We start from the raw sequence: 22006 nt of genomic DNA on the forward strand, positions 1-22006 counted from the left end.
CCGGAGCGGCAGGACTTTTGCCAAAGATTGCGGGGCGTCACTAGAATGGCGGAGCTTGCAGATGAGGAGCGAGGGAGGATTGTAAAGCATCGACCCGCGCTCGCTGCAGCATTGCCGCCCGGCATCGCGTCGGGCGGCGTCGCCGACCTCCGAGAATGCCATGAAAGATTCGCTTCAGCCCCCCGCCGGCGCCTGCCCCGACTGGCAGCCCGGACTCGCGCACAGCCGCTGGCTGCGCCAACTGCTGTCGGCACGTCCGGAGGTCGGTGACTGGCTGCGCGAGCACGCGCACCGGCCGGTCGACGGCGAAACCATGCGCAAGTTCCTCGCCGGTGCCGCCGGGGACGACGAGACGGCACAGCAGCGCGCGCTGCGGCAGCTGCGCCAGCGTGTGATGGCGGCGCTGGTGGTGCGCGACCTCGCCGGCGTCGCGCCGCTCGCCGAGGTCGTCGAGACGATGACGCTGCTCGCCGAAGTCACCGTCAATTTCGCGCTCGAACACGCGCACCGCGCGCTGGTGCAGCGCTTCGGCGAGCCGCTGGACAGCCAGGGCCGGCCGCAGCGCCTCCTGGTGATCGGCATGGGCAAGCTCGGCGGGCGCGAGCTGAACGTCTCGTCCGACGTCGATTTCATCTTCGTCTATCCCGAGGAAGGCAGCACCGCCGGCGGCGGCAAGGTGATCGACGCCTACGATTTCTTCAACCGCCTCGGCAAGCGCCTGATCGCCGCGCTCGGCGAGATTACCGCCGACGGACAGGTGTTCCGCGTCGACATGCGCCTGCGCCCGAACGGCGACTCCGGCCCGCTGGTCTGCTCGCTCGACGCGCTGGAGAACTACTTCGTCACGCAGGGCCGCGAGTGGGAGCGCTACGCCTGGATCAAGGCACGCATCCTCAACCAGGGCGACAACCTGCAGCCCGAGTGGGCGCAGGCGCTCGAACAGGTCGCGCGGCCGTTCATCTATCGCAAGTACCTCGACTTCGGCGCGATCAACGCGATGCGCGAGCTGCATGCGCAGATCCGCCGCGAGGTCGCGCGCAAGGACATGGCCGACCACATCAAGCTCGGCCCCGGCGGCATCCGCGAGATCGAGTTCATCGCGCAGGCCTTCCAGTTGATCCGTGGCGGTCGCGACGCCGGCCTGCGCATCCGGCCGACGCTGGCGGTGCTCGAAGCGCTCGCGCAACGCCGCCAGCTGCCGCCCGAGGGCGAACGCGAGCTGGCGACCGCCTACGAATTCCTGCGCCGGCTCGAACACCGGCTGCAGTACGTCGAGGACGCGCAGACGCACCGTCTGCCCGCAGGTGATGAGGACCGCGCGCAGCTCGCGCGCGCCATGGGCTTCGCCGACTGGCCGGCGCTCGCCGCGGAGCTCGACGCGCACCGCGCCCGCGTCGCGCAGCACTTCGAGCTGGTCTTCTCCGAACCGGAGGAAGCCGCGCACGCGCTGACCGGGCTGTGGCAGGGCAACGTCGACGAGGACTCCGCGCTCGAGGAATTCAGCGCGCTCGGCTTTCGCGACGCGAAGCGCGCCCTCGCCCGCCGCCAGCGGCTGCGCAGCAGCGTGCGCTACCAGCAGCTGCCGGCGAGCAATCGCGAACGACTCGACGCGCTCGGCCCGCGCCTGCTCGCCGCCGCCGCCGCGACGCACGCACCCGACGCGACCTGGGCGCGCGGCCTCGACCTGCTGGAGACGATCAGCGGTCGCGGTGCCTACCTGGCGCTGCTCCTGCAGTATCCGCAGGCGCTGCAGAAGGTCGCAGCCATGATCGGCAGCTCGTCGTGGGCCGCCGAGTACCTGACGCGCCACCCGATCCTGCTCGACGAACTGCTCGACCCGCGGCTCTACGACCTCGCCACCGACTGGAGCGTCTTCCGCAACGAACTGGCGCTGCGCCTCGCCGACTCGTCCGACGACCCCGAGCGCGAGATGGACGTCCTGCGCGAGATGCACCATGCCCAGGTGTTCCGCGTGCTGACGCAGGATCTCGCCGGTCTGCAGAGCATCCCGCGCATTTCCGACCACCTCTCTCAGCTCGCCGACATCGTGTTGCAGACGACGCTCGAGCTGTGCTGGAACAAGCTCGCCCGCCGCCACCGCGCGCAGCCTAAGTTCGCCGTGATCGGCTTCGGCAAGCTCGGCGGCAAGGAACTCGGTTACGGCTCCGACCTCGACCTCGTCTACCTCCACGACGACGACGAACCCGAAGCCGGCAAACTGTACGCGCGGCTGGCACAGCGCATGAACACCTGGCTGTCGAGCCGGACCGCCGCCGGCATCCTGTTCGAGACCGACACCCGCCTGCGCCCGAACGGCGAATCCGGACTTCCGGTCAGCCCGCTCGCCGCCTTCCGCGACTACGAACTGCACGACGCCTGGGTCTGGGAACACCAGGCGCTGACGCGCGCGCGCTTCTGCGCCGGCGACCCGGAACTCGGCGCGCGCTTCGAGGCGATCCGCGTCGAAATCCTGTGCCAGCCGCGCGAACTCGGGAGGCTCGGCAGCGAGGTTCTGGCGATGCGCAAGCGCATGCTCGACGCGCACGCCTCGCCCGACGCGGAGGTCTTCGATATCAAGCAGGATCGCGGCGGCATCATCGACGTCGAGTTCATCGTGCAGTACCTGGTCCTCGGTCACGCGCATGCCCACCCCGACCTCTGCCGCAACATCGGCAACATCGCGCTCTTGCGGCTGGCGGCCGAACTCGACCTGATCCCAGCCGGGCTGGCGCAGGCGGTACAGGACGCCTATCGTGAATACCGCCGGCTCCAGCACGCCATGCGCCTCGACGGCGCGCCCTCGTCGCGCATCGAACGCGATACGGTCGGCCGTCACATCGCGGCGGTGGAGGATCTGTGGCGCGTGGTGTTCACCGGCGAGCCCGGATGAGGCTGGTACGCCGGCGCGGCAAGGCGGCGGCGTCCGCCGCCGGCCGGCAAACGGGCTGAAAGGAAGACATCATGCTTGTCGGCGTCCCCAGGGAAATCAAGAACCACGAATACCGCGTCGGTCTGACGCCGGCCAGCGTGCGCGAACTGGTCGCGTACGGCCACCGGGTGCTGGTCGAGAAGGATGCCGGCGCCGCCATCGGGCTCTCGGACGCGCAGTATCTGGCCGCCGGCGCCGGGCTCGTCGACAGCGCCGAGGAAGTCTTCGCGCGCGCCGAGCTGATCGTCAAGGTCAAGGAGCCTCAGGCGCACGAATGCCGGCAGCTGCGCCCGGGACAGACGATCTTCACCTACCTGCACCTCGCCCCCGACCGCCCGCAGACGGAGCAGCTGCTCGCTGCCGGGGTCACCGCGATCGCCTACGAGACGGTCACCAACGCCGCCGGTGGCCTGCCGCTGCTGGCGCCGATGAGCGAAGTCGCGGGCCGCATGGCGATCCAGGTCGGCGCCGCCTGCCTCGAAAAATCGAAGGGCGGCGCCGGCATCCTGCTTGGCGGCGTTCCCGGTGTTGCCCCGGGCAAGGTGACGATCCTCGGCGGCGGTGTCGTCGGCTACAACGCGGCCCTTATCGCCACCGGCGTCGGCGCCGAAGTCTGCGTCGTCGACCGCTCGCTCGACCGCCTGCGCTGGCTCGACAACCGCTTCGGCGGTCGCATCAGCACCCTCCATGCGACCGGCGCAGCGATCGAGGCTGCGGTTCGTGCGGCCGACCTGATCGTCGGTGCCGTCCTCATCCCGGGCGCAGCGACGCCGACCCTGCTGCAGCGCGAGCAGCTGCAGCTACTGCGTCCCGGAACGGTGCTGGTCGACGTCGCCATCGACCAGGGCGGCTGCTTCGCGACCAGCCATCCGACGACCCACGCCGACCCGAGCTTCGTGGTCGATGGCATCGTTCACTACTGCGTCGCCAACATGCCGGGCGCGGTCGCGCGCACCTCGACCTTCGCGCTCAACAATGCCACCCTGCCCTTCGTCCTGGCACTGGCCGACCAGGGCGTGAAGGCTGCCTTGCGCGCCGATCCGCAGCTGCTCGCCGGGCTCAACATCCACGCCGGCAGGATCACCTGCGCCGCGGTCGGCGCGGCACTCGGACTGTCTGCGCTCGCCGCGCGGGAGGTGCTGGAGGCGCTGGAATGAGCCCCCGCAGCCGACCGCGCAGTAGGCGACGCTACTGACGCACCTCGCGCGTGTTGTCGGGCGGCGGGAACTCGCCGCTGCTGCGGAAGGGATTGATGTCGAGGCCGCCGCGCCGCGTGTAGCGTGCATGCACGGCCAGCGCGCGCGGGCTACAGCGGCGCTGGAGGTCGCAGTAGATGCGCTCGACGCACTGCTCGTGGAATTCGTTGTGGCCGCGGAAGGAGACGATGTAGCGCAGCAGCCCGGCGCGGTCGATCGGCCGGCCGCGGTAGCGGACGACGAGCATCGCCCAGTCCGGCTGGCCGGTCACCAGGCAGTTGGACTTGAGCAGGTGCGAGACGAGCGTCTCCTCGCGCTCCGGGCCGTCGCCGATCGTCAGCAGTTGCGGATCCGGCTGGTAGGTGGTGCAGGCGATGTCGAGATCGTCGATGAGCTCGCCCTGCGGGTAGCCGATCGCCACCTGCGGGTGGCTGCCGAGCGGCTCGACCGTCACGCGCACGGGCGCGCCGGCTGCCGCCGACAGGTCGCGCACGAGCGCCGTCTCGACCGCAGCCAGGTCGGCAAAGGGCGTCTGGTTGAACGAGTTGAGATAGAGCTTCAGCGACTTCGACTCGATCAGGTTCGGGCTGTCCGCAGGAACGCGAAAGCTGGCCAGCGCGACGATCGGCTTGCCCTTCGCGTTCAGCCAGGACAGCTCGTAGGCGTTCCAGAGATCCTCGCCGACGAAGGGCAGCGCGCCGGCGGCGATGCCGAGCTCGACACGCTTCAGCTGGCGCGGGATCGGATAGAGCAGTTCGGGCGCATAGTCGGCGCGGTACTCGGTCGGCTTGCCGAGCGGGGAGAGGATGCTGGGGTCGGTAGTCGTGCTCATCCGCGCATGTTACCGCCTCGCGCGCTGCAACGCAGCATGCGGGCGCTTGGCGGGGCCGGGCATGGCCAGCAACTCCCGCTGGCGGCGCGATCAGCCTATGATGAAGTCAACAGGGGCCGTCGCGGCCCCTGGCGTCCTGCCGGCGCGTGCAGCAGCCGATGCCTGGCGCAGGCCGCATCAACGATGAGGAAAAGATCATGTCCGCCGTTCCCGACTCGCACCGCTGGCGCTTCTTCCGCGCCGGCGGCTTCGACCAGGTCCGCCTCGACAGCGCCGACGACCTGCTCGCGCTCGAATCCCTCGACCAGAAGCTGTGGGTGGCGCTGGCCTGCCCGACGCACGGCCTCGAATTCGACCCGACGACCTTGCAACTGCTCGACGCGGACGGCGATGGCCGCATCCGCGCGCCCGACCTGATCGCCGCGCTGCACTGGTGCGGTGCGCGGCTCACCGATCCGGAACTCATCGCCCGCGGAACGCAGCCGCTGCCGCTCGCCGCGATCGCCACGCACGATGAAGAAGGCGCCCGCCTGCAGCAGGCCGCGCGCACGCTGATCGCGCGGCTCGGCAAGGACGCGGACGATGCCAGCCTCAGCGCCGAGGAGGCAGAGACCCTGGAGTCGCTGTTTGCCCGGGAAGCGTTCAACGGCGATGGCGTCATCACCGCCCTCGCCGCCGGTGACGACGAAGGCTTGAAGACGCTGATCGGCGAGATCGTCGCCGTCAGCGGCGGTCGCCGCGACCGCAGCGGCGAGCCGGGAATCGACCGGGAGCTGCTGCAGCAGTTCCACACTGCGGCGCGCGCGCTCGCCGAATGGCAGGCGCAACCCGCGGGCCAGCCGGCGATCCTGCCGCTCGGCGCGGCGACGGCCGACGCCGCCGCGACTGTCGACTGCGTCCGCGCCAAGATCGACGACTACTTCGCGCGCTGCCGTCTGTCCGCCTTCGACGCACGCGCGACGCCCTCGCTCAACGGCTCCGAGGCCGACTTCCAGGCACTCGGCGCACGCCTCCTGGCCGCCGCCGACGCGGCCGCCTTGCCGCTCGCACGCATCGCCGCCGGCCGGCCACTGCCGCTCACAGCCGGGGTCAATCCGGCGTGGGCGGCGGCCCTCGGCAAGTTCGCCAACGAGGTGGTGACGCCGCTGCTCGGTGCGCGTGACGAACTCAGCGAAACCGGGTGGCAGGCGATCGGCGAGCGCTTCGCGGCCTGGCACGCCTGGCAGGCGGCACGTCCCGCCGATGCGCTCGCCGAAAGGATCGCCGCCACGCTGTCCCCTGAGCGCATCGCCGCGATCACCGCCGGCGACGGCGAAGCGCGGCTGGCGGCGCTGATCGACGCCGACGCCGCGCGCGCCGAGGTCGCGGCCGAGCTGCTGGCCGTGCACCGGCTGGTGCTCTACGTGCGCGATCTCGCCAAGCTCGCCGAGAACTTCGTCTCCTTCCGCCGCTTCTACGCGCGGCAGGAGCCGGCGATCTTCCAGTGCGGGACGCTTTACCTCGACGAGCGCAGTTGTGAACTCTGCCTGCCGGTGCTCGACGCGGGCAAGCACGCGGCGATCGCCGCGCAGTCGGGGATCTACCTCGCCTACTGCGACTGCGTGCGCGGCGCCGAGAAGATGACGATCGCCGCGGCCTTCACCGCCGGCGACTCGGACAATCTCGCCGTCGGCCGCAACGGCGTCTTCTACGACCGCCAGGGACGCGACTGGGACGCGACGATCACGCGCATCGTCGACCAGCCGATCAGCCTGTCGCAGGCCTTCTGGTCACCTTACAAGAAACTGGCCAGGCTGCTCGCCGAACAGATGGAGAAATTCGCCGCCGCGCGTGCCAAGGCGATCGACGATTCGGCGGCGGCTGCGGCGGCCAAGGTACCCGCCGCGGCCGCCGCCCCGGAAGCCGCCAAGCCCGCGCCTTTCGACATCGGCCGCTTCGTCGGCATCTTTGCCGCGATCGGGCTGGCCATCGGCGCCATCGGCGGCGCGCTGGCCGCGCTCGTCACCGGCTTCCTCGGCCTCGCCTGGTGGCAGATGCCGCTGGCCATCGCCGGACTGCTGCTGATCGTCTCGCTGCCGGCGGTGGCGCTCGCCGCGTTCCGCCTGCGCAAGCGCAACCTCGGCCCGCTGCTCGACGCCAACGGCTGGGCGGTGAATGCGCGCGCACGCATCAACATCCCCTTCGGCGGCTCGCTGACGCAGGTGGCCAGGCTGCCGGCCGGCGCCGAGCGCTCGCTCGCCGACCCCTACGCAGAGAAAAAGCACCCCTGGTTCTTCTATCTGCTGCTCATCCTCGTGGCCGCGGCGCTGGCGGCGGTGACCGTACGCAGCCTCGGCGTCTAGCAGTGACGCAGGCGCTCGCCGGCAGCGGCGAGCGTCGCTTCCTGCTTGGCGAAGCAGAAACGCACGATGCGTTGCGCGCGTGCCGCCTCGACCTGCTCGCCGGCGTGGAAGGCCGACAGCGGGATCGCCGCGACGCCGACCTCACGCGTCAGCCAGCAGGCGAATTCGTCGTCAGGCAGATCGGCCTCGTAGCGCACGAGCTGGAAATAGCTGCCGCGGCAGGGCAGCAGTTCGAAGCGCGAGCCGACCAGTTGCGCGCGGAAGAAGTCGCGCTTCGCCTGATAGAAGGCCGCCAGCCCGAGATGGCGCGAGGGGTCGGCCATGTAGTCGGCGATCGCCAGCTGGCAAGGCGTATTGACCGTGAACACGTTGAACTGGTGCAGCTTGCGGAAGTCGCGCGTCAGTGCGGGTGGCGCCAGCACGTAGCCGATCTTCCAGCCGGTGATGTGGTAGGTCTTGCCGAAGGACGAGACGACCAGCGCACGCGCGGCGAGCTCGGGGTGGGCGACGACGCTTGCGTGCCGCGCACCGTCATAGACCATGTGCTCGTACACCTCGTCGGCGAGGACGAGGATGCCGCTGCCGCGCAGGAGCCCGGCGAGCGCGTCGAGGTCCTCGGTGCCGAGCAGCGCACCGGTCGGGTTGTGCGGCGAGTTGATGATGATCATCCGCGTGCGCGGCGTGATCAGCGAACGCACGGCATCCCAGTCCGGGCGGAAATCGGGCTGCTTGAGTTGCGCGTAGACGACCTTGCCGCCGACCGTCTCGATCGCCGGCGCGTAGCTGTCGTAGACCGGTGCGAAGACGATGACCTCGTCGCCGGGACCGACGAAGGCGGCGATCGCGGTGAAGATGGCCTGCGTGGCGCCGGCGGTGACGGTGATCTCCTCGTCGGCATCGAGGCTCACGCCGTAAAGCGCCGCCACCTTGTCGGCGATGCCGCGGCGCAGTTCGGGGGTGCCGCTCATCGGCGGGTACTGGTTGCGGCCGGCGAGCATCGCGCGGTGCGCCGCGTCGAACAGCGCGGGCTCGGCCTGAAAGTCGGGAAAGCCCTGCGACAGGTTGATCGCGCCGCATTCCGCAGCCAGCTTCGACATGACCGTGAAGATGGTCGTGCCGATCCTGTCGAGGTGCGGGCGGGAGCGGATCGGCGACGGGATGAAGGTGTTTTCTGGCATGGCGATGGCGCGCAGACGACGGGAACGATCGCGAGCTTGCCCGCGAACGCCATCGGCCGCAAGCGGAAAGCGGCACGCTGGTAGAATGCCGGCCCATGAACGTCAATAACATTCCCACCCGCACCATCCGCCCCGCCTCCGATCTCGCTGCAGATGCGCGGGCCGTCGACATCATCGACCAGACCGCGCTGCCGCACGCCTTCCGCTGGCTGCGCCTCTCATCGCTCGCCGAAGCCGCGCACGCGATCCGCAGCATGCAGGTGCGCGGCGCGCCGCTGATCGGCGTCACCGCCGCCTACGGGGTCGCGCTCTCGCTCGTCAGGCACGCCGACGACGCGACCCTGGCGCAGGCGATCGCCACCCTCGGCGCAACGCGACCGACCGCGGTCAATCTGCACTGGGCGCTCGCGCGCATGCAGGCGACGCTCTCGCCGCTGCCCGAAGCCGCGCGTGCCGCAGCCGCCTGGCAGGAAGCGGCGGCGATCGCCGAGGAAGACGTCGCGCAATGCCGCGCGATCGGCGCCCACGGCCTGGCACTGCTGCGCCCGCTCGCCGAAATGCGCGGCCGCCTGAACCTGATGACGCACTGCAACGCCGGCTGGCTGGCGACGGTCGACCACGGCACGGCGCTGTCGCCGATCTACGCCGCCTTCGACGCCGGCATCGACGTCCATGTGTGGGTGTCGGAGACGCGGCCGCGCAACCAGGGCCTGCTCACTGCCTGGGAACTCGCTCAGCACGGCGTTCCGCACACGGTGATCGCCGACAACGCCGCCGGGCTGCTGCTCGCGCGCGGCGAGGTCGACGCGGTGATCGTCGGCGCCGACCGCATCGCCGCCAACGGCGACGTCGCCAACAAGGTCGGCACCTACCTCAAGGCGCTCGCCGCGCAGGCGGCCGACGTGCCCTTCTACGTCGCCGCGCCGCGCTCGACGATCGACTTTGCCTGCGCCAGCGGCGCGGCGATCCCGATCGAGGAACGCGCAGGCGACGAGCTGCGCGTCGTCCATGGCTGCAACGAGGGTGGCCAGCCTGCCTCGGTGCGCCAGCTGCCGGCCAGCGAGGCGGTCGGCAACCCTGCCTTCGACGTGACCCCGGCGCGCTACGTCAGCGCGATCATCAGCGAGCGCGGCAGCGCCGCGGCGAGCAGCGAAGGACTGCTCGCGCTCTACCCGGAAGCGCGCCATGGCCGAGCAGACTGAGCTGCGCCGGCAGCTGATCGCCAGCGCGCAGGCGCTCTCCGCCGCCGGGCTGAACAAGGGCACCGCCGGCAACTTGAGCGTGCGCTGCGTCGAGGACGGCGTCGACGGCTACCTGATCACACCGACCGGGATGGACTATGCGACGCTCGAACCCGAGGACATCGTCTTCCTCGCGCTCGCAGACCGCGACGGCCAGGCCCCCAAGGGCCGGCGCAAGCCCTCTTCCGAATGGCGCTTCCACCGCGATGTCTATGCCGCACGGAGCGAGGCCGGCGCGATCGTGCATACGCACTCACCGTTCGCGGTGACGCTCTCCTGCCTGCGCCGCGACATCCCGCCCTTCCACTACATGATCGCGCGCTTCGGCGGCGATACGGTGCGCTGCAGCGCCTACGCCACCTTCGGCACGCAGGCGCTGTCCGACGCGGCGCTCGCCGCGCTCGTGGACCGTTCGGCCTGCCTGCTCGCCAACCACGGCATGCTGCTCTTCGGCAGCAAGCTCGAACGCGCCGTCGCCCTGGCGATCGAGCTCGAGGCACTGTGCGAGCAGTACTGGCGCGCCTGCCAGCTCGGCGCACCGGTGCTGCTCGACGCCGACGAAATGGCGGTGGTTCTCGACAAGTTTTCCACCTACGGGCAGCAATAGCGCGTTCGCGGCTGCCGCCGCTCCCACAGACCCCCCTTTCGCCGCTCCCCTTCTCTCAACCTCGCACTTCGCCGACCATTGCCATGCTGCGCATCACCGAACTCCGCCTGCCGCTCGACCACCCGCCCGAGGCCCTGCCGGCGGCGATCGCGACGCGACTGAAGCTCGCCGCCCACGAGGTCAAGGCTTTCAGCATCTTCCGCCAGAGCGTCGATGCGCGCCGCGTCGGTGCGCCGAGCTTCATCTACGCGGTCGATGTCGAAGTGAAGAACGAGGCAGCGGTGCTGCAGCGCTTCGCCGCCGACCATCGCATCGTGCCGACGCCCGACATGAGCTACCGCTTCGTCGCGCAGGCGCCGGCGGACCTCAAGGCGCAGCGACCGCTGATCGTCGGCTTCGGTCCCTGCGGCATCCTCGCCGCGCTGGTGCTGGCGCAGATGGGCTTCAAGCCGATCGTCCTCGAACGCGGCCGCGCGGTGCGCGAGCGCACGCGCGACACCTGGGGGCTGTGGCGGCAGCACAAGCTCGACCCGGAGTCGAACGTCCAGTTCGGCGAAGGTGGCGCCGGCACCTTCTCCGACGGCAAGCTCTACAGCCAGATCCGTGACCCGCAGCACCACGGGCGCAAGGTGCTCTCCGAATTCGTCAAGGCCGGCGCACCGGCGGAAATCCTCACCCTCGCCAAGCCGCACATCGGCACCTTCCGCCTGGTGTCGATGGTCGAGAACATGCGCCGCGAGATCATCGAGCTCGGCGGCGAAATCCGCTTCGAGCAGCGCGTCACCGGCCTGCTCTTCGCGGACGCCCCCGCAGACGACGGCGCCGGCCAGCGCCGCATCCGCGGCGTGCGCCTGGCGAGCGGCGAGGAGATCGAGAGCGCGCACGTTGTGCTCGCGCTCGGGCACAGCGCACGCGACACCTTTGCCATGCTGTACGAGAGCGGCGTCGCCATGCAGGCGAAGCCGTTCTCGGTCGGCTTCCGCATCGAGCACCCGCAGTCACTGATCAACGCCGCGCGCTACGGCCGCCACGCAGAGGATCCACGCCTCGGTGCCGCCGACTACAAGCTGGTCCACCACGCGAGCAACGGACGCACCGTGTACAGCTTCTGCATGTGCCCCGGCGGCCAGGTCGTCGCTGCCACCTCGGAGCCGAACTGCGTCGTCACCAACGGCATGAGCCAGTACTCGCGCGCCGAGCGCAACGCCAACGCCGGCATCGTCGTGAACGTGAATCCCGAGGACTTCGGCGGCTCGCCCGAGAATCCGCTCGCCGGCATTGCCTTCCAGCGCCAGCTCGAAGCGCACGCCTTCGAACTCGGCGGCGGCACCTACAACGCGCCGGCGCAGCGCGTCGGCGACTTCCTCGCCGGCCGTCCCTCGGCGCAACTGGGCGAGGTCGTCCCCTCGTACAAGCCCGGCGTGCGCCCGACCGACCTCGCGAGCGCGCTGCCCGACTGGGCGATCGCGGCGATCCGCGAGGCGATCCCGGCCTTCGAGAAGCAGATCAAGGGCTTCGCACTGCCCGACGCGGTGCTCACCGGCGTCGAGACGCGCACCTCGTCGCCGGTGCGCCTGCCGCGTGGCGACGACCTGCAGAGCATCAACGTGCGCGGACTCTATCCGGGCGGCGAAGGCGCCGGCTACGCGGGCGGGATCCTCTCGGCCGGCGTCGACGGCATCCGCATCGCCGAGGCGGTCGCGCTCGACCTGTTGCGCCGCGGCTGAAGCGGATACAGACGCCCGTCACCCGGGCGCCTGGTCCGCGCTCGCGCCCGCGAGCCACCGTTCAAATTCCGCCGCCGGCATCGCCCGGCCGTAGAAGTGGCCCTGTGCCTGCACGCAGCCCATCTTTTGCAGTTGCTCGACCTGCCGCGCGTCTTCGACCCCTTCGGCGATCGTCCTCAAGTTCAGACTGCGCGCCATGTGAATGATCGACTGGACGATCGCGCAGTCTTCCTCGTCTTCGAGCAGATTCATGACGAAGGAACGATCGATCTTGAGCTTGTCGAACTTGAATCGCTTCAGGTAGGAGAGACTCGAATAGCCGGTGCCGAAGTCGTCGAGCGACAACTGGATGCCGAGCGCTTTCCAGCCTGAGACGGTCTTCAGGATCGCGTCCCCGTCTTCCAGCAGGATCGACTCGGTCAGTTCCAGTTCCAGGCAGCCCGCGGCCAGCCCGCTTTCGCGCAGCGCCGCCAGCACGTCTTCTTCGACCGCTCCCTGGCGGAACTGAACCGCCGAGAGATTGACCGCCACCACCAGCGAGGTCCGGCCCGCGGCCTGCCAGGCCGCTGCCTGCCGACACGCTTCGCGCAGCACCCAGCGGCCGACGCCGACGATCAGCCCGCTTTCCTCCGCCGTGTCGATGAACGCGTCCGGCATGAGCAGTCCGGTGCCGGGCCGATTCCAGCGGACCAGGGCCTCGACACCGATCAACTCGCCGCTGCGCAGGTCGACCTGTGGCTGGTAGTGCAACTCGAACTCGTCGCGCTCCAGTGCCAGGCGCAAGGCATCGCGCGTCTGCACGAAGCTCATCAGTTCGGCGTTCATCCGCGCTTCGAAGAAACGACAACTGTTTTCCCCGGTCTTCTTGGCTTCGTGCAGTGCCAGGTGAGCGTTGCGCATCAGCGTCTCGCTGTCGGCGCCATCCTGCGGATAGACCGCGACCCCGATCGACGCCGAGGCGAACACCTGACGTCCGCCGAGCAGGAAGGGATAGGCGAGACTGGCCTGCAGGCGTTCGCAAGCCTTCGAAACCTGCATCACCAGATGACTCGATGTTTCCTCGCGCATCACGACCATGAACTCGTCGCCGGACAGGCGGCAGAGGAAGTCGTCGGCACGCAGTACCTGCGCCAGGCGCATGCCGACGTTCTTGAGCAGGAGGTCACCGACGGCATGGCCAAAGCTGTCGTTCACGAACTTGAACTTGTCGAGATCGAGATAAAGCACGGCCAGACTCGAACGGTAGCGCTCGACCGCGGCGACTTCGTGCTGCAGCCGATCCTGTGCCGCGTAGCGATTAGGCAGGCGGGTCAAGGCGTCGTGGAAGGCCAGGAAGGCGATCTGCTCGCGGTCCTTCTTCTGCGCGCTGATGTCGTTGAGCACGACATGCCTCAGATTGCGCGTGCCGACGCGGATCGCGGTGACGCTCAGCCAGCCGGGGAAACTCTCGCCGTCGGCGCGGCGATACTCCCACTCCTGCTCCAGCGCACCCCGTTCATCGATCAGCGAAAAAAGTTCGTCCATGCATTGCGCAGAATCGCGTCCGTCGGGCTGTTGCGCCGGCGAGAGCTCCGCCATGCTGCGGCCGAGCAATGCATCCAGGCTGTCGCAGCGGAACAGGGCGAGACAGGCGCGGTTGGCGGCGACGCACAAGCCCTGTTCGAAGAGCATCGTCGGCTGATTCGTTTCCTCGAAGACCTGGCGAAAACGCTCCTCGCTCTCGACCAGTCGCTCCTCGACATGGCGCAGATCGCTGATGTCGTTGATGACGGCCACCGAGTGCGTCATCTGGCCGCCCGCATCGCGAATTGCCGAGACGGCGACGTCCGCCAGGACCCAATGGCCGTCACGGTGCCGGTAGCGCTTCTCCAGCCGGTAGCCGGGGATTTCGGCCGCCTGCAGCCGCGAATACAGCGCGGCTTCGCGCTCGCGATCCGCTGCCAGGGAAAGTTTGGAAAAGTCCTCTCCGATCAAGCCCTCGGGATCTTCCTCGTAGCCGAGGATGGCGAGCAGCGCGGGATTGACCAGTTCGAGACGGCCATAGCCGTCGCGCACCGCGATTCCTGCCGGCGAGGTCGCGAAAACCGCGCGCAGGTACTCCGAGTCGGTGCGTTCCTGGGTGCGATCCTGGAGGGTCAGCAGATAGCCCTCGCGCTCGCCGCTCTCGTCGAGAATCGCCGAAGCGGCGAGCCGCAGCCAGCGCCGCCCGACTGCCGCAGTGCAGCAAAACTCGAGGTTCAGGCGTTGTGCGCCGACGAGTTCGGCCAGCCTTTCGCCGATGGCTTCGTCACCCAGGCCGGCGGCAGCAAGCAGTTGCGACAAGGACAGCGAGCGCACCGGCAGGTGCGTCAGTCCGAGCGCCCTGAGTGCCGCGTCGTTCACGAAATGAATCACCTCTTGGGGATCGGCGGCGATCACCCCGAGGTCCTCCGAGTGCTGCAGCAGCGAGTGCAGGATGTTTCGCTCGCTCAACTGCCGCCGCGCGACACGCAGCGCGCGGCCCTGCTCGGCGACCGTGCGCCGCAGGAGGCGCAGATAGACATCCTTGATGTCGCGCAACAGGTCTCGCCGGGTCAGTATCCCGATCAGGTAACCAGCCTCGTCCTCGACCACCAGGCGCCTCACCCCGTGCGCGCGCATCAGCGGCGTCACCTCGTGGGCCAAGCGGTCGGGACCGATGGTGTGGAGCGGGTGCGACATGAACGCTGAAACCGGTGTCGCGTGCAGGTCAAGGTCGAGCGCGGCGAGGCGGATGACGTCGCGTTCGCTCAGGATGCCGAGCGCCCATTTGCCTTCGGCGATGATCACCGAACTGATCCTGCGCTTGTCCATCAGCGCCAGCGCTTCGGCGATCGATACCTGCGGCAGCACCGTTGCCGGATCGCGGGTCATCAGGTCGCGCACGCTGCGTGGTCCCTGCAGTTCCTCGGCGCCGAGCGCATTGGCGAAGTCGGTCTCGGACACGACACCGTACAGGCAGCCCTGCGCATCGATCAGCACCAGATGACGCAGACCGTGCCCGGCCATCCGTGCGTAACCTTCGGCGAAAGTCATCTCTGCCGGCGCACAGATCACCTCGGCGGACATCACTTCGCGCAGCGGGGTCGCCGGCGAATAGGCGCCGCTCGCGACCAGCGTCAACGCATCGCGTTCCGTGAAGATGCCGAGCGGGCGCTCGTCGACGGCGATCGCCACCGCACTCGCGCACGCTTGCCCCATGAGCGAAACTGCCGCCGAGACCGGATCGTCCGGGGCGAGGGTCAGTCGCTTGCCGGACTCGCACAGTTCGGCAAGCGTCAGGGTGTCGAGCATTTTTGACTCCGCTGTACGAAGGGCACGACCTTCGCTAACCGCGCTATCTTACCGAGTCGACGCCGACAACGCCATGTGGATTGAATCGGGCACCATGCCCAGGCCGGCTCGCTTCACGGCGCGGCCGCCGGCCGATCGACGGGAGGCACTGCTGCGCGATTCAGGCTGCGCTCGATCCGGTCGGCGCGCACGACGCCGCTGCGCATGAAGGGATGGCGCCCGTAACCGGCGACCTCGACCTCGCCGACCAGGCGAAAATCGATGGCGCTCCTGCCCTCACGGCGCGCTTCGCGCACGACCCGCAGCACGCTGGCGAGATCGCTCACGACATCGACGACGAGCAGCGCATCGTCCCCGGCCGGGATCGTCACCGGCTCGGCCGAACGCCCGCTGGCGAAACGGCGGCCGGCGAGTTCGAGTTCGAGCGTGAGCGCGCTCACCGGCAATTCCTGCGCGTTCGGGTTGTCGACACGCAGCGCCAGCGCGAAATGCTGCTCGGCGAGATTACCCTGGCGCCATTCGATGCCGCCGAAGGAGACTGTCGGCGGCTTGAGTGAGACTGCGGCGCAGGCGGCGAGCAGGAAGGCCGCCCCCAGGGCGAGGCCGATGCGCAGAAGCTGCCTCACGACGCTGAGTCCTTCTCCTCCGGCAAACCTCCCGCAGCGGGCGGAGCCCCGGCACCGGACAGGCCTTCGAGCAGCTTCAGGACAGCGATCGAGTCTTCCTCACCGAGGCCACAGCCGACCAGCGCGTTGAAGTACTGCGCGGTCGCCGCCGACAGCGGCGCGCAGACGCCCTGCTGGTGCGCGCACTGCAGCACGATGTTGAGGTCCTTCTGGTGCATCCAGGCCTTGAAGCCGGGCTTGAAGTTGCGATCGAGCATGCGCTGGCCGTGATTTTCGAGGATGCGCGAGCCGGCCGAACCGCCGAGCAGGGCCTCACGCACGCGCGCCGTATCGACGCCGTTGCGCGCAGCGAAGTTGAGCGCCTCGGCGACGGCGAGGACGCCGACGCCGGTGACGATCTGGTTGGCCGCCTTGGCCACCTGCCCGGCGCCGGAGTCGCCGACATGGACGATGTTGCGCCCCATGCACGCGAACGCCGGCTGTGCGAACGCGAAGGCATCGGCGTCGCCGCCGACCATGATCGACAGCGATCCGGCGATGGCGCCGACCTCGCCGCCGGACACCGGCGCGTCGAGGAAGGCGATGCCGCGCTCGCCCAAGCGCGCGCCGATGTCGCGCGCGGCCGCGGGCGCGATCGTGCTCATGTCCACGGCGACCAGGGGCGCCGCGAGCGGGTCGCGCAGCGCCAGCGCATCGGCGACGCCGCCCGCACCGAGCATCACCTGCTCGACGTCGGGCGCATCGGCGACGATCGAGATGACGAGGTCGGCGCCTGCGGCGGCGCTAGCCGCGCTCGCCGCGCAGTGCGCACCGGCCTCGGCCAGCGGCGCCATCGACTCGGCGCGACGCGCCCAGACCGTGAGTTCGTGCCCGCCGCGCAGCAGGTTCAAGGCCATCGGCCGTCCCATGATGCCGAGCCCGATAAAAGCAATCTTCATGCGTGCTATCCCCCTCTCCTCTCAGCCGCGACACTCCCTCGCGTGCGGCCCGTCATTGCACCACATCGCCGGGGAACCGGAAAGAGCGAACGATGATGGGGGCAACAGGCGCCTTACTCACAGAATCCGGGCGCAAGTCTGTGGATAAGCGCTGGACAACTGGCGTATCTGCCTGTGCGCAAAGGAAAAAACGGAACTGCCCGTTTTTTGTGCAGACGGCCAGCGGCGTCTCTGGAAATTGCCGGGGGCCTGCACATTCGGGCCTGCCGGTCCTCCCACAAAAAGCGCGCGCGGCATCGGCCTCTCGTGGGAGGGCCGGAAGACCCGAACAAAGGACCTCACCGCCTCTCTCAGGCCGCAGGGTGGGGCCAGGAGCAGGACGCCAGAAGCAGCAAGGCCAACCCGAGGGTTGGCCTTGCCGTCAGTCAGCGAATAGTTCCGTCCGGTTACGGCGCCAGGAATTTCCTCTGCTGCCGCGCGGCGATGGCGGCGACGCGCTCGACCAGCTTCGTGTCGCCGACGCAGGCGATCGCGTCGATCCCGCTGGCCGCGCACAGGCCATCGACAGAGGCCTCGTCGCCATGCACGATGTTGAAGACGCCGCCGGGGAAGCCGGCTTCGGCCAACACCTCGGCCAGCGCGAAGAGCGCCGACGGCGCGTGCGGGCTCGGTTTCACCACCACCGTTGCACCGGCCGCCAGCGCGGCGAGCGCGCGCGCGAGCGGTGCGGCCAGCGGCGAATCGCGTCCGGCGACGAGCGCGAGCACCGCCGGCGCCTCGCCCGACCGGCAGTCGCTCGCGGCGGCGCGCAAGGCGGCGACGGCAGCCGCGACCTCGGCCGCGGCGGCGTCGGCAGCGAAGCCGGTCTCCTCGCCGATCAGTCCGGCGAAGTGCGCGGCATAGCCGTCGAGCGCGTCGGCGGCCGCAGCCAGCAGTTTCGACCTGGCCTCGGCCGCGAGTGGTTGCCACGCCGCCAGGGCGCGCCTTGCGGCGTCGGCGGCGGCCTGCGCTTCGCCGGCGCCGGTAAGCGGCGTGCGGCGCAGCAACTTGCCGCTCGCATCGCGAACGTCGCAGAATTCCTGCACCATGGTCAGGAAGGGGTGGCCGTCGATCCACAGCGGGAGAACCAGGGCGTCGTGACGCACGTACATTTTGTTCCTTTCTCGATGCGTGGCGTGCACGCTCAGGCGCTGGTCGTCGTCCGCCGGTTGGCCATCGTGCTTTCGATCCAGCGCTTGATGCGGTTGGCGTCGCCGATGCGCGTCAGGCTGCCCACCGAATCGAGGAGGACGATCACGACCGGCTTGTCGGCGACGCGCGCCTGCATCACCAGGCACTTGCCCGCCTCGTGGATGTAACCGGTCTTAGACAGGTGGATTTCCCAGTCGTCGCTCTTCACCAGGCGGTTGGTGTTCGTGTACCCGATCGAGCGCCGGCCGACGTCGACGTTCGATCCGGCAGTCGTCGAGAACTCGCGGATGAGCGGATAGCGCGCCGCCGCCTCGACCATCTTCGCCAGGTCGCGCGCCGTCGACACGTTCTCGCTCCTCAAGCCGGTCGGGTCGAAAAACTGGGTGTGCGTCATGCCGAGCGCCGCCGCCTTCCGGTTCATCGCCGCGACGAAGGCGTCGAGACCGCCCGGATAATGGCGCGCCAGCGCGTGCGCGGCACGGTTTTCCGAAGACATCAGCGCCAGCAGCAGGGCGTTCTCGCGCGACAGGCTAGCTCCCACCGGCAGCCGCGAGCGGCTGTTGCGCAGGGTATCGACGTCGTCCCGGGTGATCTCGATCGTCTCGCTCATGTCGGGCCGGCTGTCGAGGACGACCATCGCCGTCATCAGCTTGGTGATCGAAGCGATCGGCGCAACCACGTCGGCGTTCTTCTGATAGACCGGCTGACCGCCGCTCTGGTCGATGACCAGCGCCGCGTTGGAACGGAGGGCAAGCTGTTGCGGCGATGGCTGGCCGGCCAGCGACGACGAGGACGCCACCATCCCGGTAACGGCAGCCGCTCCGACAGCCGCCCCGACGAGGCGCGGCTGCAGGGCGGAGGCCGGCGCCGGAGCGAGACGGGCGGACGCCGTCGGCGTCGCCAGCACTTTCGTGAGCCGCTGCGTTTCCCTCTTCGGGGCCGCATACCTCAACCGCTGCGTTGCCTTCCTGGCCTGGACGCCGCGCTTGACAGCCGCCTTCACGGGTTTCTGCGCCTTCTTGCCCTGCACCTTGACCTGCGCCGCCTTCTGCTGCGTTGCCGCCTGCGCCGGAGCGATCGCGACGAGATTCACGCCAAGCAGCGACGCAGCGAGAAAGGCTGCAGCAAACTTGGACCTCATCAGCCCCTCCCGAAACAAATGCTCAAAAACAAAGTTTAGCACCCGCGGCGAGAACAAGACAATCGGAAGCAAAAGACAAGCCCGAAGAATCATATGCTTGCAGGCGCGACTTGAGACGCTGAATGAAGACCACTCGCATCGTGTCAGGCGGACGCCGCGCCGGCGACGGTGAGGGCGGTCATGTTCACGATGCGCCGTACCGTCGCCGTCGGCGTCAGGATCGCCACCGGCTTGGCGGCGCCGAGCAGGATCGGTCCGACGGTGACGTTGCCGCCGGCCGTGGTCTTGAGCAGGTTGAACGCGATGTTGGCGGCGTCGAGCGTCGGCATGACCAGCAGGTTGGCCTGGCCGCGCAGGCGCGAGTTCGGAAACGCCTGCGCGCGGATGCCCTCGTCGAGCGCGGCGTCGCCGTGCATCTCGCCCTCGACCTCGAGCTCCGGCGCGCGCTCGCCCAGCAGGCGCAGGGTCTCGCGCATCTTCAGCGAGCTCGGCGTGTCCTCGCTGCCGAAGGTCGAGTGCGACAGCAGCGCGACTTTCGGCGTCATCCCGAAACGGCGGATCTCCTCGGCGGCGAGCAGGGTCATGTCGGCGAGTTGTGCGGCGTCCGGGTCGTAATTGACGTAGGTGTCGGCGATGAACACGGTGCGCTCGGGCAGCAGCAGGAGGTTCATCGCGTAGTAGTTGTCCACCCCATCGCGCAGGCCGATGACGTTGCGCACGTACTCGCGGTGGATGTGATGGCGGCCGAAGGTGCCGCAGACCAGTCCGTCGGCGTGGCCGAGGCGGACCATCAGCGAGCCGTACAGCGTCGCCCGCCTGCGGATCTCGCGCTTGGCGTAATCGACCGAAACGCCCTTGCGTTCCATCAGCCGGTGGTACTCGCGCCAGTATTCCTCGAAATGCTGTGTGTAGAAGTCGCAGTCGTCGCCGTGGACCACCTTGAAGTCGACGCCCGGGCGCAGGCGCAGGCCGGCGGCGTCGATCTTGCGCTGCATCTCGTCGGCGCGGCCGATCAGCATCGGCTGCGCGATGCCTTCCTCGAGCAGCACCTGCACCGCGCGCAGCACGCGCTCGTCCTCGCCCTCGGCGAAGACGATCCGCTTGGGCGCCAGCCGCCCCTGCGCGAACACCGGCTTCATGATCAGGCCGGAGTGGTAGACGAAGGCGTTGAGGCTCTGCCGGTAGGCGTCGAAGTCCTTGATCGGCCGCGTCGCCACCCCCGAGGCCATCGCCGCCTCGGCGACCGCCGGCGCGATCTTGACGATCAGGCGCGGGTCGAACGGACGCGGGATCAGGTACTCGGGGCCGAACGCGGAGGTCTTCTCGCCGTAGGCCGAGGCGACGATGTCCGACTGCTCGGCGCGCGCCAGTTCGGCGATCGCCTTCACCGCGGCGAGCTTCATCTCCTCGGTGATCGTCGTCGCGCCGACGTCGAGCGCGCCACGGAAGATGAACGGGAAGCAGAGGACGTTGTTGACCTGGTTCGGGTAGTCGGAACGACCGGTGGCGATGATCGCGTCGTCGCGCACCGCGCGCACTTCGGCTGGCAGGATTTCCGGGGTCGGGTTGGCCAGCGCGAGGATCAGCGGGCGCTCGGCCATCTTCGCGACCATCTCCTTCTTCAGCACGCCGCCGGCGGACAGCCCGAGGAAGACGTCGGCGCCCTCGATCACCTCGGCCAGCGTGCGCGCGTCGGTCTTCTTGGCGTAGCGCGCCTTGATCGGTTCCATTTCCTCGACGCGCCCCTCATAGACGAGGCCATGGATGTCGGTGACCCAGATGTTCTCGACCGGGATGCCGAGCATGACCAGGAGGTCGAGGCAGGCGAGCGCGGCGGCACCGGCGCCCGAGGTGACCAGCTTGATCTGTTTCAGATCCTTGCCGAGGTAGGAGAGGCCGTTCAGGATCGCCGCGCCGACAACGATCGCGGTGCCGTGCTGGTCGTCGTGGAAGACCGGGATCTTCATCCGCTCGCGCAGCTTCCGCTCGACGTAGAAGCACTCGGGCGCCTTGATGTCCTCGAGGTTGATGCCGCCGAAGGTGGGTTCGAGCGAGGCAATGATGTCAACCAGACGATCCGGGTCCTTCTCCTCGATCTCGAGGTCGAAGACGTCGATCCCGGCGAACTTCTTGAACAGCACGCCCTTGCCTTCCATCACCGGCTTGGCGGCGAGCGGGCCGATGTTGCCGAGTCCGAGCACCGCGGTGCCGTTGGTGATGACGCCGACCAGGTTGGCGCGTGCCGTCAGCGTGCTCGCCTCGGCCGGCTGCGCGACAATCTCCTCGCAGGCGAAGGCAACTCCCGGCGAATAGGCCAGCGACAGGTCGTACTGGTTGGTGAGCTGCTTGGTCGCCTCGAGGGCGATCTTGCCCGGACGCTTCTGGCGGTGGTAGGCGAGCGCGGCGGCGCGGAGCTGTTCCTTTTCCATGGCTTGGCTTTCCTTCACGGGGAGTGGCGAGGATGCTGCGGGACCGGCGATGCACGCGTCAGCATCCGAAAAGAGGCGCGACTATAGCATCACCGCCACGCCGGCAGCGCGGCCACTGCCGGCAAACCTTCCCCGGCAGCGATTTATGGGATAATTACGCCACAGTGACAGCATACGAAATATGCATAACGACTGTCGCAGCAGCGAGGCCTCCGCCACCGACAACAGCCGTACATCCGCCCGCCGCGTCCGACGCCTTTCTCGACCGGATATCGCCGGAATTCTCCGACGCCCCGGCCGCGCGCGCCGCGCCGCCC

The 22006-nt window shown here is 69.0% G+C and carries 14 protein-coding genes; 6 read left to right on the forward strand and 8 right to left on the reverse strand.

Annotated features, from left to right (window positions below; genetic code table 11):
• The first annotated feature begins 160 nt into the window (after positions 1-160).
• Positions 161-2890, forward strand: coding sequence for a bifunctional [glutamate--ammonia ligase]-adenylyl-L-tyrosine phosphorylase/[glutamate--ammonia-ligase] adenylyltransferase (glnE, locus tag CCR84_RS08860; protein WP_201211464.1), 2730 nt, complete (start codon positions 161-163; stop codon positions 2888-2890).
• Between the two features lie 71 nt (positions 2891-2961).
• Positions 2962-4086 (forward strand): alanine dehydrogenase, encoded by a 1125-nt coding sequence (gene ald / locus CCR84_RS08865; RefSeq protein ID WP_201211465.1) that lies wholly within the window; start codon positions 2962-2964, stop codon positions 4084-4086.
• 31 nt (positions 4087-4117) lie between these two features.
• Here ald and queF read toward each other — a convergent pair whose 3' ends face one another.
• Positions 4118-4957, reverse strand: a complete 840-nt coding sequence (gene queF, locus CCR84_RS08870) for an NADPH-dependent 7-cyano-7-deazaguanine reductase QueF (RefSeq protein WP_201211467.1) — start codon at positions 4955-4957, stop codon at positions 4118-4120.
• 197 nt (positions 4958-5154) lie between these two features.
• Between queF and CCR84_RS08875 the strand changes: the two genes are divergently transcribed.
• Positions 5155-7299, forward strand: coding sequence for a hypothetical protein (locus CCR84_RS08875; protein ID WP_201211468.1), 2145 nt, complete (start codon positions 5155-5157; stop codon positions 7297-7299).
• On the opposite strand, the gene CCR84_RS08880 is transcribed toward CCR84_RS08875, so the two are convergent.
• Positions 7296-8477, reverse strand: a complete 1182-nt coding sequence (locus tag CCR84_RS08880) for a pyridoxal phosphate-dependent aminotransferase (protein ID WP_201211469.1) — start codon at positions 8475-8477, stop codon at positions 7296-7298. The two genes, CCR84_RS08875 and CCR84_RS08880, sit on opposite strands and share 4 nt — an antisense overlap.
• A 95-nt stretch (positions 8478-8572) precedes the next feature.
• Here CCR84_RS08880 and mtnA point away from each other — a divergent pair, with 95 nt between their 5' ends.
• The 3 genes from mtnA to CCR84_RS08895 all read left to right on the forward strand — a co-directional run bounded on the left by mtnA (position 8573) and on the right by CCR84_RS08895 (position 12052).
• Positions 8573-9679 (forward strand): S-methyl-5-thioribose-1-phosphate isomerase, encoded by a 1107-nt coding sequence (gene mtnA / locus CCR84_RS08885; RefSeq protein WP_201211470.1) that lies wholly within the window; start codon positions 8573-8575, stop codon positions 9677-9679.
• The gene (locus CCR84_RS08890) at positions 9663-10325 is read left to right on the forward strand and encodes a class II aldolase/adducin family protein (RefSeq protein WP_201211471.1); all 663 of its coding nucleotides are present in this window, start codon (positions 9663-9665) and stop codon (positions 10323-10325) included. Before mtnA ends, CCR84_RS08890 begins: the two co-directional genes overlap by 17 nt.
• Positions 10326-10408: 83 nt before the next feature.
• Positions 10409-12052 carry an NAD(P)/FAD-dependent oxidoreductase gene (locus tag CCR84_RS08895; RefSeq protein WP_201211472.1) on the forward strand — a complete coding sequence of 548 codons (1644 nt, stop codon included), beginning with the start codon at positions 10409-10411 and terminating at the stop codon, positions 12050-12052.
• An 18-nt stretch (positions 12053-12070) separates the two neighbouring features.
• Here CCR84_RS08895 and CCR84_RS08900 read toward each other — a convergent pair whose 3' ends face one another.
• The 6 genes from CCR84_RS08900 to CCR84_RS08925 form a co-directional block, all read right to left on the reverse strand.
• Positions 12071-15364: an EAL domain-containing protein gene (locus CCR84_RS08900; protein ID WP_201211473.1), complete on the reverse strand. Its 3294-nt coding sequence runs from the start codon at positions 15362-15364 to the stop codon at positions 12071-12073.
• Positions 15365-15477: 113 nt separating this feature from the next.
• Positions 15478-15990, reverse strand: a complete 513-nt coding sequence (locus CCR84_RS16470; protein WP_201211475.1) for an LEA type 2 family protein — start codon at positions 15988-15990, stop codon at positions 15478-15480.
• Positions 15987-16928: an NAD(P)-dependent oxidoreductase gene (locus tag CCR84_RS08910; protein WP_201211477.1), complete on the reverse strand. Its 942-nt coding sequence runs from the start codon at positions 16926-16928 to the stop codon at positions 15987-15989. Before CCR84_RS08910 ends, CCR84_RS16470 begins: the two co-directional genes overlap by 4 nt.
• A 446-nt stretch (positions 16929-17374) precedes the next feature.
• Entirely contained in the window at positions 17375-18079 is a 705-nt protein-coding gene (locus tag CCR84_RS08915; protein WP_201211479.1) for an aldehyde dehydrogenase family protein, read from the reverse strand.
• Positions 18080-18111: 32 nt separating this feature from the next.
• Positions 18112-19260: a D-alanyl-D-alanine endopeptidase gene (pbpG, locus tag CCR84_RS08920; RefSeq protein ID WP_201211481.1), complete on the reverse strand. Its 1149-nt coding sequence runs from the start codon at positions 19258-19260 to the stop codon at positions 18112-18114.
• A gap of 143 nt (positions 19261-19403) precedes the next feature.
• Positions 19404-21689, reverse strand: a complete 2286-nt coding sequence (locus CCR84_RS08925; RefSeq protein WP_201211482.1) for an NADP-dependent malic enzyme — start codon at positions 21687-21689, stop codon at positions 19404-19406.
• Between the last annotated feature and the right edge of the window lie 317 nt (positions 21690-22006).

Origin of the sequence: Rhodocyclus purpureus, from assembly GCF_016653115.1 — a bacterium.
GTDB lineage: Bacteria > Pseudomonadota > Gammaproteobacteria > Burkholderiales > Rhodocyclaceae > Rhodocyclus > Rhodocyclus purpureus.

Excerpts from the sequence above, each read along its gene's own strand:
- glnE (WP_201211464.1), top strand. The coding sequence starts at position 161 with ATGAAAGATTCGCTTCAGCCCCCCGCCGGCGCCTGCCCCGACTGGCAG.
- ald (WP_201211465.1), top strand. The coding sequence starts at position 2,962 with ATGCTTGTCGGCGTCCCCAGGGAAATCAAGAACCACGAATACCGCGTC.
- queF (WP_201211467.1), bottom strand. The coding sequence starts at position 4,957 with ATGAGCACGACTACCGACCCCAGCATCCTCTCCCCGCTCGGCAAGCCG.
- CCR84_RS08875 (WP_201211468.1), top strand. The coding sequence starts at position 5,155 with ATGTCCGCCGTTCCCGACTCGCACCGCTGGCGCTTCTTCCGCGCCGGC.
- CCR84_RS08880 (WP_201211469.1), bottom strand. The coding sequence starts at position 8,477 with ATGCCAGAAAACACCTTCATCCCGTCGCCGATCCGCTCCCGCCCGCAC.
- mtnA (WP_201211470.1), top strand. The coding sequence starts at position 8,573 with ATGAACGTCAATAACATTCCCACCCGCACCATCCGCCCCGCCTCCGAT.
- CCR84_RS08890 (WP_201211471.1), top strand. The coding sequence starts at position 9,663 with ATGGCCGAGCAGACTGAGCTGCGCCGGCAGCTGATCGCCAGCGCGCAG.
- CCR84_RS08895 (WP_201211472.1), top strand. The coding sequence starts at position 10,409 with ATGCTGCGCATCACCGAACTCCGCCTGCCGCTCGACCACCCGCCCGAG.
- CCR84_RS08900 (WP_201211473.1), bottom strand. The coding sequence starts at position 15,364 with ATGCTCGACACCCTGACGCTTGCCGAACTGTGCGAGTCCGGCAAGCGA.
- CCR84_RS08910 (WP_201211477.1), bottom strand. The coding sequence starts at position 16,928 with ATGAAGATTGCTTTTATCGGGCTCGGCATCATGGGACGGCCGATGGCC.
- CCR84_RS08915 (WP_201211479.1), bottom strand. The coding sequence starts at position 18,079 with ATGTACGTGCGTCACGACGCCCTGGTTCTCCCGCTGTGGATCGACGGC.
- pbpG (WP_201211481.1), bottom strand. The coding sequence starts at position 19,260 with ATGAGGTCCAAGTTTGCTGCAGCCTTTCTCGCTGCGTCGCTGCTTGGC.
- CCR84_RS08925 (WP_201211482.1), bottom strand. The coding sequence starts at position 21,689 with ATGGAAAAGGAACAGCTCCGCGCCGCCGCGCTCGCCTACCACCGCCAG.